This is a genomic window from Leuconostoc sp. C5, from assembly GCF_056530425.1.
Window position 1 is genome coordinate 1,782,501 of record NZ_CP134351.1, and the last position, 14,491, is coordinate 1,796,991.

The following is a 14,491-nucleotide window of genomic DNA, read 5'->3' on the forward strand; positions in this document are numbered from 1 at the left end:
AGTATTTAGCCTTACGGGATGGTCCCCGCAGATTCCGACCGGATTTCACGTGTCCGGCCGTACTCAGGATCCTGAAAAGAGTGTGCTTCATTTCGCTTACGGGGCTATCACCCTCTATAGCCAAGTTTCCCAACTTGTTCTGCTATAAAACACTTTTGTAACTCTTATATATCAGTCCTACAACCCCAACATGCAAGCACGTTGGTTTGGGCTCTTCCCCGTTCGCTCGCCGCTACTTAGGGAATCGATTTTTCTTTCTGCTCCTGCTGCTAATGAGATGTTTCAGTTCACAGCGTATTCCGTCAAATATCCTATGTATTCAGATACAGACAACTCTTACGAGTTGGGTTTCCCCATTCGGAAATCTTTGGGTCATAGCGTACTTACCGCTCACCAAAGCTTATCGTAGTTAGTCACGTCCTTCATCGGCTCCTAGTGCCAAGGCATTCACCACGCGCCCTTATTAACTTAACCTATACAACCGAAGTTGTGGTTTAAGTTTATGAGTTGGTCATTTTTCAGACCTGCGATTAAACCGTTCTTTTTAAAGAACTTTTTGTGTTGTTTCTCGGTTCATTTTAGTGCAATCTTACGATTGCTTTTAAAAGAATTTGTTACTATTCAGTTTTCAATGTACAACATGCTAGCCTTTCGACTAGCTATGGAGAATAGCGGGATCGAACCGCTGACCCCCTGCTTGCAAAGCAGGTGCTCTCCCAGCTGAGCTAATTCCCCATAGGATCACTTTGAGACCATGATACCTATTAAAGTATCACACTCAAAACTAAACAAAACTTTGAAACAAACAAATTGACACTTAAGTCCCTGTCGCTTTCCGATTATCCTTAGAAAGGAGGTGATCCAGCCGCAGGTTCTCCTACGGCTACCTTGTTACGACTTCACCCCAGTCATCTGTCCTGCCTTAGACGGCTCCTTCCTAAAAGGTTAGGCCACCGGCTTTGGGCATTACAAACTCCCATGGTGTGACGGGCGGTGTGTACAAGACCCGGGAACGTATTCACCGCGGCGTGCTGATCCGCGATTACTAGCGATTCCGACTTCATGTAGTCGAGTTGCAGACTACAATCCGAACTGAGACGTACTTTAAGAGATTAGCTCACCCTCGCGGGTTGGCAACTCGTTGTATACGCCATTGTAGCACGTGTGTAGCCCAGGTCATAAGGGGCATGATGATCTGACGTCGTCCCCGCCTTCCTCCGGTTTGTCACCGGCAGTCTCGCTAGAGTGCCCATCTGAATGCTGGCAACTAACAATAAGGGTTGCGCTCGTTGCGGGACTTAACCCAACATCTCACGACACGAGCTGACGACGACCATGCACCACCTGTCACTTTGTCTCCGAAGAGAACACTTCTATCTCTAAAAGCTTCAAAGGATGTCAAGACCTGGTAAGGTTCTTCGCGTTGCTTCGAATTAAACCACATGCTCCACCGCTTGTGCGGGTCCCCGTCAATTCCTTTGAGTTTCAACCTTGCGGTCGTACTCCCCAGGCGGAACACTTAATGCGTTAGCTTCGGCACTAAGAGGCGGAAACCTCCTAACACCTAGTGTTCATCGTTTACGGTGTGGACTACCAGGGTATCTAATCCTGTTTGCTACCCACACTTTCGAGCCTCAACGTCAGTTGCAGTCCAGTAAGCCGCCTTCGCCACTGGTGTTCTTCCATATATCTACGCATTCCACCGCTACACATGGAGTTCCACTTACCTCTACTGCACTCAAGTTAACCAGTTTCCAATGCCATTCCGGAGTTGAGCTCCGGGCTTTCACATCAGACTTAATAAACCGTCTGCGCTCGCTTTACGCCCAATAAATCCGGATAACGCTCGGGACATACGTATTACCGCGGCTGCTGGCACGTATTTAGCCGTCCCTTTCTGGTATGGTACCGTCAAACTAAAATCATTTCCTATTCTAGCTGTTCTTCCCATACAACAGTGCTTTACGACCCGAAAGCCTTCATCACACACGCGGCGTTGCTCCATCAGGCTTTCGCCCATTGTGGAAGATTCCCTACTGCAGCCTCCCGTAGGAGTTTGGGCCGTGTCTCAGTCCCAATGTGGCCGATCAGTCTCTCAACTCGGCTATGCATCATTGTCTTGGTAGGCCTTTACCCCACCAACTAACTAATGCACCGCGGATCCATCTCTAGGTGACGCCGAAGCGCCTTTTAACTTTGTGTCATGCGACACTAAGTTTTATTCGGTATTAGCATCTGTTTCCAAATGTTATCCCCAGCCTTGAGGCAGGTTGTCCACGTGTTACTCACCCGTTCGCCACTCACTTGAAAGGTGCAAGCACCTTTCGCTGTGCGTTCGACTTGCATGTATTAGGCACGCCGCCAGCGTTCATCCTGAGCCAGGATCAAACTCTCAATTTGAAAATTTGAAGATTGCTCTTCGATTAAACTGACTATATTTCGCTATATCTCTATAACGTAATCCGTTTATTGTTTGTTACGAATTGACTTCGCAAATTTGTTTTTGTTACTTTACGTAACAGCTACAGATTCGTTTGTTCAAAGTTTTGTTCAGTTTTCAATGTGCTACTCGTTGTCGCTGAGACAACTATATTATCCTACCACGCTCGTTTCGCTTTGTCAACTACTTCTTTTAAGAAGTTTTCGTCGACCTCACTGCCCTTACGCTCTCGCTCCCCCTTGCCTCGCAACGCTTTGCGTCGCTTCGCTCCGTCGGAACATATACTAATATACCAACTTTATTCCCCCTCGTCAACTACTTTTTTTACTTGTTTTTTATCTCTTTCCTTCGTTCGCTTTTTATCCCTTTTTATCCCCTTACTTTACCTCCTCATTCGCTTTATCCGCCCCTTTTTTACCCCTTCCCTCCTTTTCGTTCTTTTGCCTTTACCTTTACTTAAGTAATTACTGCAACGTTAGCTTGAGATCTTCTGCTTTAATCATTTTTAACTTAGTCATGAATAACCATTTTAAAACTGTGGCGATAATAGCAGGAAGTATGACAAATACCAGCAGAATGCTGAATATAGATACAAGACTTTTGTCTGATTCCGACCAAGCCGTCAACGGACCGACTAATCCAGAGAATCCAAATCCTGCGGAAAATGGCGTCCCTTTGATATTCAACATAGTTGCTACCGCCCCCATTATTGCCGCACCAATACTTGTTGGTATAAATAGTTTGGGTTTCACTAACATATTTGCCATTTGAATTTTTGGCGAGCCAACAAAATGCGCCAACGTACCACCAATGGGATTCACACTAGCGCCCATTAACGCTAATGTAAAACTTGCCACTGTAATTCCTGCATTAGCAGCGCCTGATCCAACTCCTGCCAGGCTAATAGCCATCGCAATACCTACCGAAGATAACGGGGAAACAATAAGAAAAGCAAAAATCACCCCCAAGACCGCGCCCATTACTAGTGGTGTTAATTCAGTAGCATAAGCGACGCCATCCCCTATCCATGTTTGCAAGACACTGATCGGCTGTAAAGTCATCAGCCCAATACCGCCGGCAATAACCGCTACAAATAATGGCTGTAATAATATTTTAAAATGTCCAAAAGATTTCTCAGTGAACTTCACCAATATAGATGCCAAAAACGCTACGAGCAAAATATTGAGCATCACACCGCTACCAGAAATGATTGCGCCATTGGCTGTGCTTTTCACAACACCAGCAGAAACAAACATCGAAAGCGCGATGGCGCCTGAATCAATTACTGTCAATTTTAAAATTTGACCCACAGCAAATCCTGCTACTAATGGCAATGTACTTTGAATCAGTGTCGTCATAAACGCAATCTGGGTAGCAATTTCGTTACCAGAAAACAATAACAGTAATTGACTGACCAATGCACTAGGAATTAAAGTCAAAACTACACCCAAGCTCGTACCATTCAATATATCAATAATGAATTTTTTTATTGTTGCCGCGGAACTATTTTTAACTGATTTCATATTTCTTTCCTATGTATGCGCCGAAGCGCTTAATTTAAACTTCGTGTGGTGAAGATTGTCCGTTTAGTATCATTAAAGTATCATCTAACGAAATGTCAACCATGTTCTTGACGGCTATGTTAGTAAAGAAGCCAACATGTGGCGTAATAATGACGTTTGACATTGATAATAGTTTTTGGATGCGTGCATCTTGCACCCCCTGATCATGTAAATCGTGATTGAAAACACCGGACTCATTTTCCACCGTATCCAGTGCCACGGCACCCACTTGACCATTCTCTAAAAAAGTAATTAAATCACTTGTGTTGATAACTGGGCCACGCGAAGCATTTATTAACAACACACCCTTTTTCATTTTTAGGAAATCCGCCTCAGAAAGCAAATGAATTGAAGTTTCATTTAAATCGACATGTAAACTGATTACGTCACTTTGTGCCAATAGCTCATCTTTTGTAACGTAGGTAATCACATCACAAAGTGAAGCATCGCGGTCTGTATCGTAACCTAAGACATTGACACCAATACTATTTAGTAGTTTTGCCAATGTCCCACCAATTCGTCCTACACCGACAATGCCGATAGTAACAGAGTGAATTTCTCTCGCTTGAAGACCTGTCCAGCGAAAATCATTGTTAGCAATCCGTTTGTCAAATTCTGGCGTATGACGCAATAATCTCAGGATCTGCATAAGCGCCATTTCGGCTACTGATCTTGGTGAATAGGCTGGTACATTTGTTATTTTCAAACCAGCTTTTTTAGCCAGATCAACTTCAATCATGTCATAACCAGCAGTCCGTGTCGCTATTTGAGTTATTTGTTTAGCAATATGATGATAAAATTGTTGATCCCCACCAATTTTTGCAGTTTGTTGTATGACTAATCCGTCAATTTCTGTTAAGTCAGGTAGTGTTTCAGGATGGAAATCATCACGAGAAATCACTATTTCCACATTATTCTTTTCAGCGTAGTGACGAATAGCCTGCTCTTCGTCACTACGCACACTTGTCATCAATATTTTATTCATTTACCATTTTCTTCCATATAAGCAGTCAAACGGTGCATAGCTTTTTGCAATGTTTCAATGGATGCCGCATAGCTTAGTCGAACATACCCTTCTCCTCCAGGACCAAATGACGAACCTGGAATCAAAGCTAGACCATTATTTTGAGCTAAATCACGAGCAAAAGCAAAATCATCCTGAATATAGCCAGCCGGTATTTTAGCAAAAATATAAAATGCTCCATCTGGTTTAGCAACTTTAAAACCAAGTTGTGTCATTGTGTCATAGACATAATCACGTCGTTGAAGATACTCAGCCTTCATGACTAACGTATCTTGCCGCCCTGCCTCTGTTCCTAACGCCTCTGTAGCTGCAGCCATAGCTGGATTAGAGGCAGTTGTTGTTGCAAATTGGTGAATCATCGCTATTTTTTGAACCAATCGTGCTGGGCCAGCCAAAATACCAATGCGATAACCAGTCATTGCATGTGATTTTGAAACACCATTCAGCAAAATTGTTTGTTCAGGCAAATATTTAGCCATTGATACATGACTATTTTCATATGATAGCTCAGAGTAAATCTCATCGGAAATAACAATAATGTCAGTACCACGCAAAACATCTGCAATCGCTTTTATTTGTTCATCATTGTAAGTAACCCCAGTTGGATTAGATGGAAAGTTTAATACAACAGCTTTGATATCATCCCCATGCTTGGCAATTGCAGCCTTGAGCATCTCTGGACTTAACACAAAATCATTTGAAGAAGTGTCGATAAATACTGGTTCAGCACCATCTACTAATCCCACTGCTATATATAATGGAAAAATCGGTGTAGGGAGTATTATTTTATCCCCCGGATTTAATATAGTTGTGAGCGTATCATAAATAGCTTCAGTTGCCCCTATAGTTACAATAATTTCGTTAGTAGGATCGTAATCGATATCATAACGGTCTGCCAAAAATCCAGCCGCAGCCTCACGTAAATGGATCGTACCATTTGATGCAGCATAGTGTGAATCATTTGCTTCAATCGACCGAATTGCCGCTTGTTTGATGTGATCGGGTACATTAAAATCCGGTTCCCCTAACGTCAGCTTAATAATATCTGGAATCTCACTCACCTCAATATCAAATGCTCGAATAGCAGATGGACCAACAAGTTTCAAATGTTGATTGAGATTATTCAATAACGAGGGTTTTACTTCTGGCATAATTTTCTCCCTAATTTAACACAAAACGCACATCCAGAAAAAATTCTGAATGTGCGTTTGCTCAAATGTAGATGAACTCACTAGGCATTCAGAGGGTTAATCCGAATACCTACGCAAAATGCCTTAAGTACTTGGATAGTTAGCCAGAATACTTAAAGTAAAAATTTGCTGTAGTTTTGTTCATTAAATGTGACATTGTGTTAAAACCTTTTTTATTTTTATGAGATTAATTTTAATATTAATTCCATCATTTGTCAAGTTTCTTATTAACAAAATCACATTTTACCTTTTTTGGGTAGACTACGGCCGCTCATAATATCATTGACAAGTAGATCGAGACGTACTTTAGTTTTTGCCCAATCATCGTTCGCTAGTTCGTAGGCAACATTCTTCAGTTCTTTTGGCAAAGTTACGTCGCGTAAAAATTCCGGCGAGGCTATTCGTTGTTCAACCACTAATGGATCATCTCCTCGAACTTGCACGCGGTCAATTAACATATCAGGATGCGTGACTGTAACGAAAATGATTACAGCTTGTTCACCTAGTTCCTGAGAATACGTAATAGCCCCCGCAGTGTCCAAGACAATTGTTGCATATGGATTTTTTCCCCAAGCGCGCTCTAATGCCTCGTATGATGAGCCGTACTTATACCCAGCATACTGCACCCGTTCCAAATAATGATTCTTTTCAAAACTATTATCAGTTTCAAAATAATAGGCTATGCCGTCCTCTTCCCGCTCCCGCGGGGGGCGCGTTGTATGCGTTAAAACTCGTGGCATCCGATATGTATCTTGCAAATAGCGGGCAATTGTTGTCTTACCGACACCTGTGGCACCAGTAATTACAAAAACTTTGTTATTTTTCATCATTCAAATTCCTTAGTTATTATTGTATCGTAAAACTATTTATAAAGTTCGACAAGTATACTTGAAATTGATAAAATAGCTGGTGTACAAAAACTATTAAAAATGGGAGAACTATTATGTCACTTCTTGCGCGAGCTTTTAAGCGGGAATCTGTTGATAATTACCTGAGTGCAGATTCACATATGTCGCGTGTTTTAACAACGCGCGACTTGATTAGTCTAGGAGTAGGCACAGTCATTGGTACAGGAATATTTATTTTACCCGGCCACGAAGCCGCTGATCATGCAGGTCCAGCAGTCGCTATTGCATTTCTAATTGCTGCAATTTTCTCTGGATTATCAGGTATGGCTTTTGCTGAGTTCTCAGCAGCCATGCCAGTTGCTGGCTCAGCTTACTCATACGGGGGTGCTATTTACGGAGAAATCATTGGTTGGCTATTGGGTTGGTCATTAATTGTTGAATATTTCTTAGCAGTATCAGCAATTGCAACCGGATTTTCAGCCTACCTTGGTAATTTATTAGCTATATTTGGCATTCACATCCCTAAATATCTATCTGCCGGTCCAATGGAGGGCGGAATTGTCAATTTATTTGCAGTATTAATTATTTTATTCGTCGCTGCTATACTATCACGAGGATTAAACACCTCAAAGAAAGTTGAAAATGGCGCAGTCGTTATCAAAATTGCCATTTTAATCTTGTTCATTGTTGGCGGATCATTTTTTATTAAAACAAGCAATTATGTACCATTTTACCCTAAAGAATTTCACAGTGGATTGGGCGGTTTGAACGGAATTTGGGCCGCAACCGCCAGCATTATTTTTGCTTTTCTAGGCTTTGATACCATCGCCGCCCACGCTGCTGAAGTTAAAAACCCACAAAAGACAATGGCCAAGGGTATTGTTGGTACGGTTATTATTTCAGCCCTATTATATACACTCTTCTCTATAGTGTTAACGGGAATTGTCAATTATAAAAAACTTGGTGTTGATGACCCAGCAGCATTTGCACTGCAAGTTGTCCATCAAACACAGTTCTCTATCGTCATTACTATTGGTGCGTTAATCGGTATGTTCACAGCTGTATTAGCCTTGATCTATGCTTCATCCCGTTTAACTTATTCCTTCGGGCGTGACGGTTTGCTCCCCCGCAGCCTAGGTAAAATATCACCAGGATCGCATTTACCAGTAAATGCACTAATTTTGGCAGTTGCCGTTGAGGTTATTTTTGCGGGCCTTATCCCCCTCAGCACATTGGCTAGTTTAATTAATGCAGGTACTTTAACAGCATTCGCCTTTATCAATTTTGGTATCTTAATCCTTCGTCGTCGTAAAGATTTAGCTCACGATGGTTTCAAAGTACCTGGCTATCCAATTGTACCGTTTATTGCAGGTATGATAAGTTTGTTCTTTATTACACAGCTATCTGCCGAGACACTCAAAATGTTTGGCCTCTGGTTACTACTTGGTGTTATCTGGTACTTCTCCTATGGCATTAAGCATTCTAAATTATCATAACCTAACATAAAAGGAGCCACCGCTCAATAGCGGTGGCTCCTTTTATGTTTACTATACTAATGGTGTTTTTCGACGCATGTATGAATCAACTAATCTTTCATAAACACCTGGTTCAGCACTGTCAAGAGCTGAGCCGAGGATATCCATTGCCTGCTTGAAATTATAATCCCTCTCGTAAAACATCCGTGCTTGCTCGCTTGCAGCAGCAACACGCTCATTCGAAGCACGATAACGATTAGCATATTGTAATAGCTGTTCCGTCAGTGCAGCCTGATCAACAATTTCTTCTGTCTTTTCTTTTAATGTATCAATGTCAGCTGATACAATGTTCAATTGACGTTGTACCTCATCCATATCAATCAAATTTGTATTTAATGACTTAGCGAGACGCTTTAATTCGTTTGATACAGCGTAAAAATATTCTAGATAAGCGACTGGTAAACCAGGCAAATTCATCCGTTCAACAGCATGCTTAATGGCTTCAACTTCTTTTTGGTATTGCCCACCCAGCTGTCTAGCTGATCGGTCAGCTTTTTCTAGACCAGAAATTTTATCCCAAATGTCTACCTGTTGTGTCTCAATTTCTTCAAACTGCTTCAGCAATTTTTCTTGCTGAATTTGCAACTCACTGTATGATATTTCTTTGGCCTCAAGCAAATCATCATTATGATTAATTTGCTCCTCTGCCATGTTGATTTGTTCAAGTAAAGTACGTCGTGTTTCCAACTCTTTATGATTAAATTGGAAGCTTTGACCTAATCTATCCAGCTCGATCGATAGTGTCTGATTCTGCTCACGCAGACGTAACAAATCAGAAGATAGACGATCGGCATTTTTAGTGACGTGCTTGCGCGCCGTTACTTCCGTTTCCATCGTTTCGTACATTGCATCAATGCGCTGTTCGATATATCCAGTTTGTTCCGTTACTTCCTTTAGCTTCAAATCTGCTAATAAATTCAAAACTTGCTGACGTTGTGAGTCAATTGCTTGAAGTTCTTGCTCCACGCTATCGTTTGGAAAAACATAACCGGCTTCTACAAGCTTAGTGTGCCCTTGGGCTAGTTCATTTAATTGATCAACATACTTAATGTTTAATTGATCAAACAAATCTGGAATATCAGCCATCATTTTTTCCATTTGAGTTGTTTCCATCGCTAATTGCTCATAAATATCAGAGGCCGTAGCGTGGTCACCATTCTCTGTTAACTCTGTAAACTCATCGTAGTCTGCTTCTAATTGACTCAAAAACTTATCTAGAGCAGGGTTAGCTGGTCCAAACTTAAAGTTTTCAGCAAGCAAACGCTTACGCAATCCTTCATACTTCTTCTTAAGATCGTTGATTGCCTCGCGATGCTCTTCATCAGTTTTCTTTAAATCAAGCAGACCAGCCCGCACATCTTTAATGGTAGTTTCCGTATCATCCACCATACCTTGCAAACGTTCTAATTCATTACGCGTTTTAATAAAGTTGATGCCTCGAGCCTCAAAAAGTACTAAATTAGCTTGTTGATCAATTTTCAAAAACTTATTATTTTGAACATCATTAAAAGAACTCTCAAATTTCTGATAGTTCTTTAAAGACTGACCTGTTAAAGGTAACTTTCGTCCCTCGACAAGCTCTTCGCGAACTTTCAAAGATTCAAGCTGATCTTTTCTTGCTCTGAGGTCACTAACTTTTTTGACCGTAGTTCTTTGCATCACAAATATTGCTAAATAAGCGATGACAACCAAAAGTAATATAATTGCTAAGACTGTAAAGTTAAACATATGGATAGTTTCCAACCTTTTAATTTTCACTTTCCATCTTAGCACTTATACGATTCAATTAAAGGAGATTTGCTAAATCTCAAATCGTTTACAATTTTCTTAACAATTTGCTATTCCTTAATGGTTCTGATATTATGTAATAAGTTGTTAAATTGAGTAGCAGTAAGTAAAGAAGCGCGTCAACAACGCCCCAAATCGTTAGTAAGGCCATAGCTACTGGCTCTGAGAAACGTCAAGATAGGCGCTGCACGCATCTGGTACTTACCCTCAAATGTACAGCATAATACATTTTGGAGGACATATACATGTCACGTTATACAGGTCCAAAGTGGCGTATCTCACGTCGCTTAGGTGTTTCATTGTCTGGTACTGGTAAAGAATTGTCACGTCGTGCTTACGCACCTGGTGATCACGGTGCCGGCCGTCGTGCTAAAATTTCTGAATACGGAATGCAATTGCGCGAAAAGCAAAAGTTGCGTTTTACTTACGGTTTGACTGAACGTCAATTCAAAGCTTTGTTTAACAAGGCTGGTAAGATTCGTAAGGGTACTCATGGTACTAACTTCATGATCTCATTGGAACAACGTTTAGATTCAGTTGTTTATCGTCTCGGTTTGGCAACAACACGCCAACAAGCACGTCAACTTGTTAATCATGGTCATATCTTAGTAGATGGTAAGCGCGTTGATATTCCTTCATACAGCGTTCAACCTGGACAAGTTGTATCAGTTCGCGAAAAGTCAAAGAACATCTTGCCTATTCAAGCTGCTATCGAATCAGTTGTGGCTCGCCCACAATTCGTATCATTAGACACTGAAAAGCTTGAAGGTTCACTCGTTCGTTTGCCAGAACGTGAAGAGCTAGATGCTGACATCAACGAAGCGTTGATCGTCGAATATTACAACCACTTGGGTTAATATTTTAATTCTTAGTTGGTTGAAACGTCACCATATTTGGGTGACGTTTTTTAATTTTTATTAGTAACGAGCAAAAAGGCAGCCTGATTTTGGGCTGCCTTTTTGTGCGAACTTTTTTATTCGTTTAATTATTTATTTCTGGCATTTTCCAAGCATTTTTATAATCATATTGATACCCTTCATTTACTAAAAACTGATGGACATATATTTCTCGAACAGCATGAGTCGTGTAAAATAAGATGTTTTGTTTTATTAGCCAATTATCAATTTTCAAATAAATAAGATGTCGGTCTTTTTCATTTTCAGTTTGTTTGAAAAGAAAAATTAAATACTGAAGTTGTTCTAATAACGACGGCGTTAGCATTCTTTGTACAAGCAATGTCGGACTACTAACAAATTCAATGTACGCAAATTCATCGAGGTTCATGGGAATGTCAGCCAACATGACTAAGTCTGCATTTTTTTCTAAAAATTCAGTATAGTAATCTGTAGCAAAATTATAGTAAATTATTTCCATGTTCAATCCGATTTTCTTAGCACGCCTTTGAATCCATTTTGAAAGTTCTTCAGCTTCTTTTGAATGTGATAACGTAGCTAGAACGATAGGCTCCCCTTGATAGTTCGCTTGATTTAATTTTTTTTGAGCCTGCGCTAATGTTTTATCCCTTCGTACTGCTGAATCACGAGAATCATAATGACTGGCAGGAATTCCGCCAATGCCATCGTAAACTCGTGTATCAATAACATGATATAAAGCTGATCGAACGAATGGTTGTTGAATTATTGTTGGGCGTTTTAAGTTGGAAATAATAAACTCTGCACCAGGAAATGTATGCTTCTTTTTCACATAATCATGATTGCCGTAATCCGCCGGATTAAGGAGACCTGACACAACTTTCCAGTCATCTACTAAATAATAAACTACTTCATCTATCATCGGACGCAACCCGTAATAATCATCAAAAGCCGCCAGTTTGAACGTCGTATCAGTACTTTCCGTCACCTGAAATGCACCTGTCCCCACCCAATGAATTTCATCAAATTCAACATCACAATCAACAATAACATATTTTGCATCAACAACATATCTCACGAATAAGGGTTCAGGTGCTGAAAATTTGAACTGGACAATATCATCTGCTAGCAAGATGATATCCACTAAATTAACAAGTTACCAGTACGATTCCCCCACTTCATTTCGAACTCGTTCAAACGTGCGTTTCACATCAACCGCTGTCATCGTTTTCCCATTATGAAATCGTACCCCTTTGCGCAAATAAAACGTCCAAACGGTGGCATCGTTATTTGACTGCCAATGGTGAGCCAATCCAGCTTTCAATCCTTCATCGAATTGAACTAATGTATCTCCCAACTGCAAAACTAATTGATACTCACGTCGAATGGCCACTTGAACAGGATCTAAAGTAGTAATAGGACGTGTCGCCAGCTGTCTTAAAACACGCTTATTTTCACTATACGTTTGTATGCCTAAAAAATTAGTGAGATTTCCCCGAAAAGATGCCAGCCAGCTGGCAGGTACTGATAATTTTAGCAAGTAGAAAATCGTTATTGTGTCCTCAGTAACAATTGCTTGCTTCATCTCCATAATCACCTCATCTCTGAAGCTACTTTGAAAAATGATTTGCGTTAGATGTCCACGCCCTTGTCCGGGGTAATAATGCAAAAGTTTTTGCTCTTCATAAGCGCGTAAACGACGTTTAACCTGCTTTGTTGATATCGACCAAAACTTAGCTAATTCAGAAATACTGATAGTTAGTTTTTGCCCAAATTGTTGATATGTCATTCGTAAATCAAAGTATGTCTGATCAATCATTAATTTCACTCACCTTTTAAAGTGGACATTTTTCTATATAGATGTCCATTTTAATATCTAGATGTCTATTTTATAATCTTAACATATCGTTTGAAAGTAGGATAAACAATATGTGGAAAAATTTACATCCAAACATCAGAAAAAGAATCCAAATTGAATTTTTAAGTCGCCTCGGAAGTTCTCTCATATTTCCTTTTATGTCGATTTACCTTTTTCATGCTTACAATGCACAAATCACCGGTGTGTTAATGATGATAAATATCATCATTTCTTTTCTAGCTGGCATTTATGGTGGATACTTAACGGATGTATTTGGGAGACGACGTTTACTTCTTTTTGGGGAGTTCATTAAGTTATTGGCTTCTATTGGTATTGTCTGCGCTAATCTACCCGTTTATCATTTTCCTTGGCTAACCTTCGTGATGATGTTTCTTGGAAATATTGCTAGTGGCTTGATTAGCCCAGCTAGTGAAGCAATGCTCATCGACGTCTCAACTGAAAAAACACGCGCCTTCATGTATGCCATCAATTATTGGGCGAATAACCTGGCATTGATGATTGGGATGATCATTGGTGGCTGGTTATTTGAACGGCATTTCTTATTACTTACTACTATTTTAGTCATCATAAATATTAGTTCGTTACTTTTGACCAAATATTTAATTACTGAAACCCATGAACAAATGGTTAATATAAAATGTCACGTTGGGTTTCAGTCTGTATTTCATAGTTACCAGATTGTATTATGCGATGTTCGTTTTGTTATCTTCACATTAGGTGGCATCTTATTACTTAGTGTTGAGTTTCAACGCACTAACTTTATCGCCATTCATTTGGCACAAAGTTTTATCCATACAAAATGGTTAGGTATATCATTTGATGGTGTAAAAATGTTAAGTCTATTGACAAGCATTAATACAGCTATTATTGTTTTGTTTACTGCACCAATATCTCGTTGGATAACTAATCGCAACACGAAAAAAATATTTGTAATGGGTACTACATTATTTACGTTAGGCTACGCTCTGCAAGCATACGTCAACACGCTACCCTTATTAATTTTTTCAAGCTTCATATTATCTTTTGGTGAATTGATGTATGTCCCAACACGTCAATCAAAATTAGCCGATTTAATGCCAGAAAATAAACGTGGTGCCTACCTTGCTTTTAATGGTTCAATTTTTCAATTAGGAAAAGTCATTGCATCATCAATGCTGATTGGCGCACCATTTCTTGGTTCGTTTGGTATAGCTACCGCGATTATTTTTCTGGGATTAGGAGCGATTATCTTAACTCTTTGGGCATTACGTTTAATACCAGATAACCAAAGCAACATGTAGGTTTAGCATTGCGCCCCATTGACTGAGAGTTTAGGTACAAATTAACGACTAAGATAACGTATAATAGAAGTAT

At 40.1% G+C, this 14,491-nt stretch carries 8 protein-coding genes, 1 tRNA gene, 2 rRNA genes and 1 pseudogene (1 of these 12 running past the window's edge); 3 read left to right on the forward strand and 9 right to left on the reverse strand.

The features are described 5' to 3' along the window. The 7 genes from RHP56_RS09095 to RHP56_RS09125 form a co-directional block, all read right to left on the reverse strand. A 23S ribosomal RNA gene (locus tag RHP56_RS09095) occupies nt 1-474 on the reverse strand (it extends 2,442 nt beyond the left edge of the window). Nucleotides 475-662: 188 nt separating this feature from the next. Then, a tRNA-Ala gene (locus tag RHP56_RS09100) sits at nt 663-735 on the reverse strand. 114 nt (nt 736-849) lie between these two features. Beyond that, nucleotides 850-2,400: ribosomal RNA gene (locus RHP56_RS09105) — 16S ribosomal RNA — on the reverse strand. The 16S and 23S rRNA genes sit together here with 1 tRNA gene alongside, the layout of an rRNA operon. A gap of 504 nt (nt 2,401-2,904) precedes the next feature. Next, nucleotides 2,905-3,963, reverse strand: coding sequence for a PTS sugar transporter subunit IIC (locus tag RHP56_RS09110; protein ID WP_102753424.1), 1,059 nt, complete (start codon nt 3,961-3,963; stop codon nt 2,905-2,907). Between the two features lie 34 nt (nt 3,964-3,997). Next, nucleotides 3,998-4,987 (reverse strand): D-2-hydroxyacid dehydrogenase, encoded by a 990-nt coding sequence (locus RHP56_RS09115; RefSeq protein ID WP_025268496.1) that lies wholly within the window; start codon nt 4,985-4,987, stop codon nt 3,998-4,000. Then, nucleotides 4,984-6,177 carry an aminotransferase class I/II-fold pyridoxal phosphate-dependent enzyme gene (locus tag RHP56_RS09120; RefSeq protein ID WP_462794692.1) on the reverse strand — a complete coding sequence of 398 codons (1,194 nt, stop codon included), beginning with the start codon at nt 6,175-6,177 and terminating at the stop codon, nt 4,984-4,986. The genes RHP56_RS09115 and RHP56_RS09120 overlap by 4 nt, the downstream gene beginning before the upstream one ends. A 275-nt stretch (nt 6,178-6,452) precedes the next feature. Further along, complete coding sequence (locus RHP56_RS09125; protein WP_011680410.1) at nt 6,453-7,043, reverse strand: nucleoside/nucleotide kinase family protein; 591 nt, start codon at nt 7,041-7,043, stop codon at nt 6,453-6,455. A gap of 116 nt (nt 7,044-7,159) precedes the next feature. Between RHP56_RS09125 and RHP56_RS09130 the strand changes: the two genes are divergently transcribed. Continuing rightward, nucleotides 7,160-8,560, forward strand: coding sequence for an APC family permease (locus RHP56_RS09130; RefSeq protein WP_011680411.1), 1,401 nt, complete (start codon nt 7,160-7,162; stop codon nt 8,558-8,560). A 51-nt stretch (nt 8,561-8,611) separates the two neighbouring features. Here RHP56_RS09130 and ezrA read toward each other — a convergent pair whose 3' ends face one another. After that, nucleotides 8,612-10,327, reverse strand: a complete 1,716-nt coding sequence (ezrA, locus tag RHP56_RS09135; protein WP_011680412.1) for a septation ring formation regulator EzrA — start codon at nt 10,325-10,327, stop codon at nt 8,612-8,614. 305 nt (nt 10,328-10,632) lie between these two features. Here ezrA and rpsD point away from each other — a divergent pair, with 305 nt between their 5' ends. Beyond that, a complete protein-coding gene (gene rpsD, locus RHP56_RS09140; RefSeq protein ID WP_011680413.1) occupies nt 10,633-11,244 on the forward strand; it encodes a 30S ribosomal protein S4 in 612 nt (203 codons plus the stop codon). Nucleotides 11,245-11,368: 124 nt separating this feature from the next. Here the strand turns inward: rpsD and RHP56_RS09145 are convergent. Next, a pseudogene (locus RHP56_RS09145) lies at nt 11,369-13,078 on the reverse strand (ABC transporter substrate-binding protein). A gap of 110 nt (nt 13,079-13,188) precedes the next feature. Between RHP56_RS09145 and RHP56_RS09150 the strand changes: the two are divergent. Continuing rightward, nucleotides 13,189-14,418, forward strand: coding sequence for an MDR family MFS transporter (locus RHP56_RS09150; RefSeq protein WP_096638721.1), 1,230 nt, complete (start codon nt 13,189-13,191; stop codon nt 14,416-14,418). Nucleotides 14,419-14,491 lie beyond the last annotated feature (73 nt).

Bases quoted from the DNA above. Each gene is read 5' to 3' on its own strand.
- RHP56_RS09110 (WP_102753424.1), bottom strand. From the start codon at position 3,963: ATGAAATCAGTTAAAAATAGTTCCGCGGCAACAATAAAAAAATTCATT.
- RHP56_RS09150 (WP_096638721.1), top strand. From the start codon at position 13,189: ATGTGGAAAAATTTACATCCAAACATCAGAAAAAGAATCCAAATTGAA.
- RHP56_RS09115 (WP_025268496.1), bottom strand. From the start codon at position 4,987: ATGAATAAAATATTGATGACAAGTGTGCGTAGTGACGAAGAGCAGGCT.
- rpsD (WP_011680413.1), top strand. From the start codon at position 10,633: ATGTCACGTTATACAGGTCCAAAGTGGCGTATCTCACGTCGCTTAGGT.
- ezrA (WP_011680412.1), bottom strand. From the start codon at position 10,327: ATGTTTAACTTTACAGTCTTAGCAATTATATTACTTTTGGTTGTCATC.
- RHP56_RS09130 (WP_011680411.1), top strand. From the start codon at position 7,160: ATGTCACTTCTTGCGCGAGCTTTTAAGCGGGAATCTGTTGATAATTAC.
- RHP56_RS09120 (WP_462794692.1), bottom strand. From the start codon at position 6,177: ATGCCAGAAGTAAAACCCTCGTTATTGAATAATCTCAATCAACATTTG.
- RHP56_RS09125 (WP_011680410.1), bottom strand. From the start codon at position 7,043: ATGAAAAATAACAAAGTTTTTGTAATTACTGGTGCCACAGGTGTCGGT.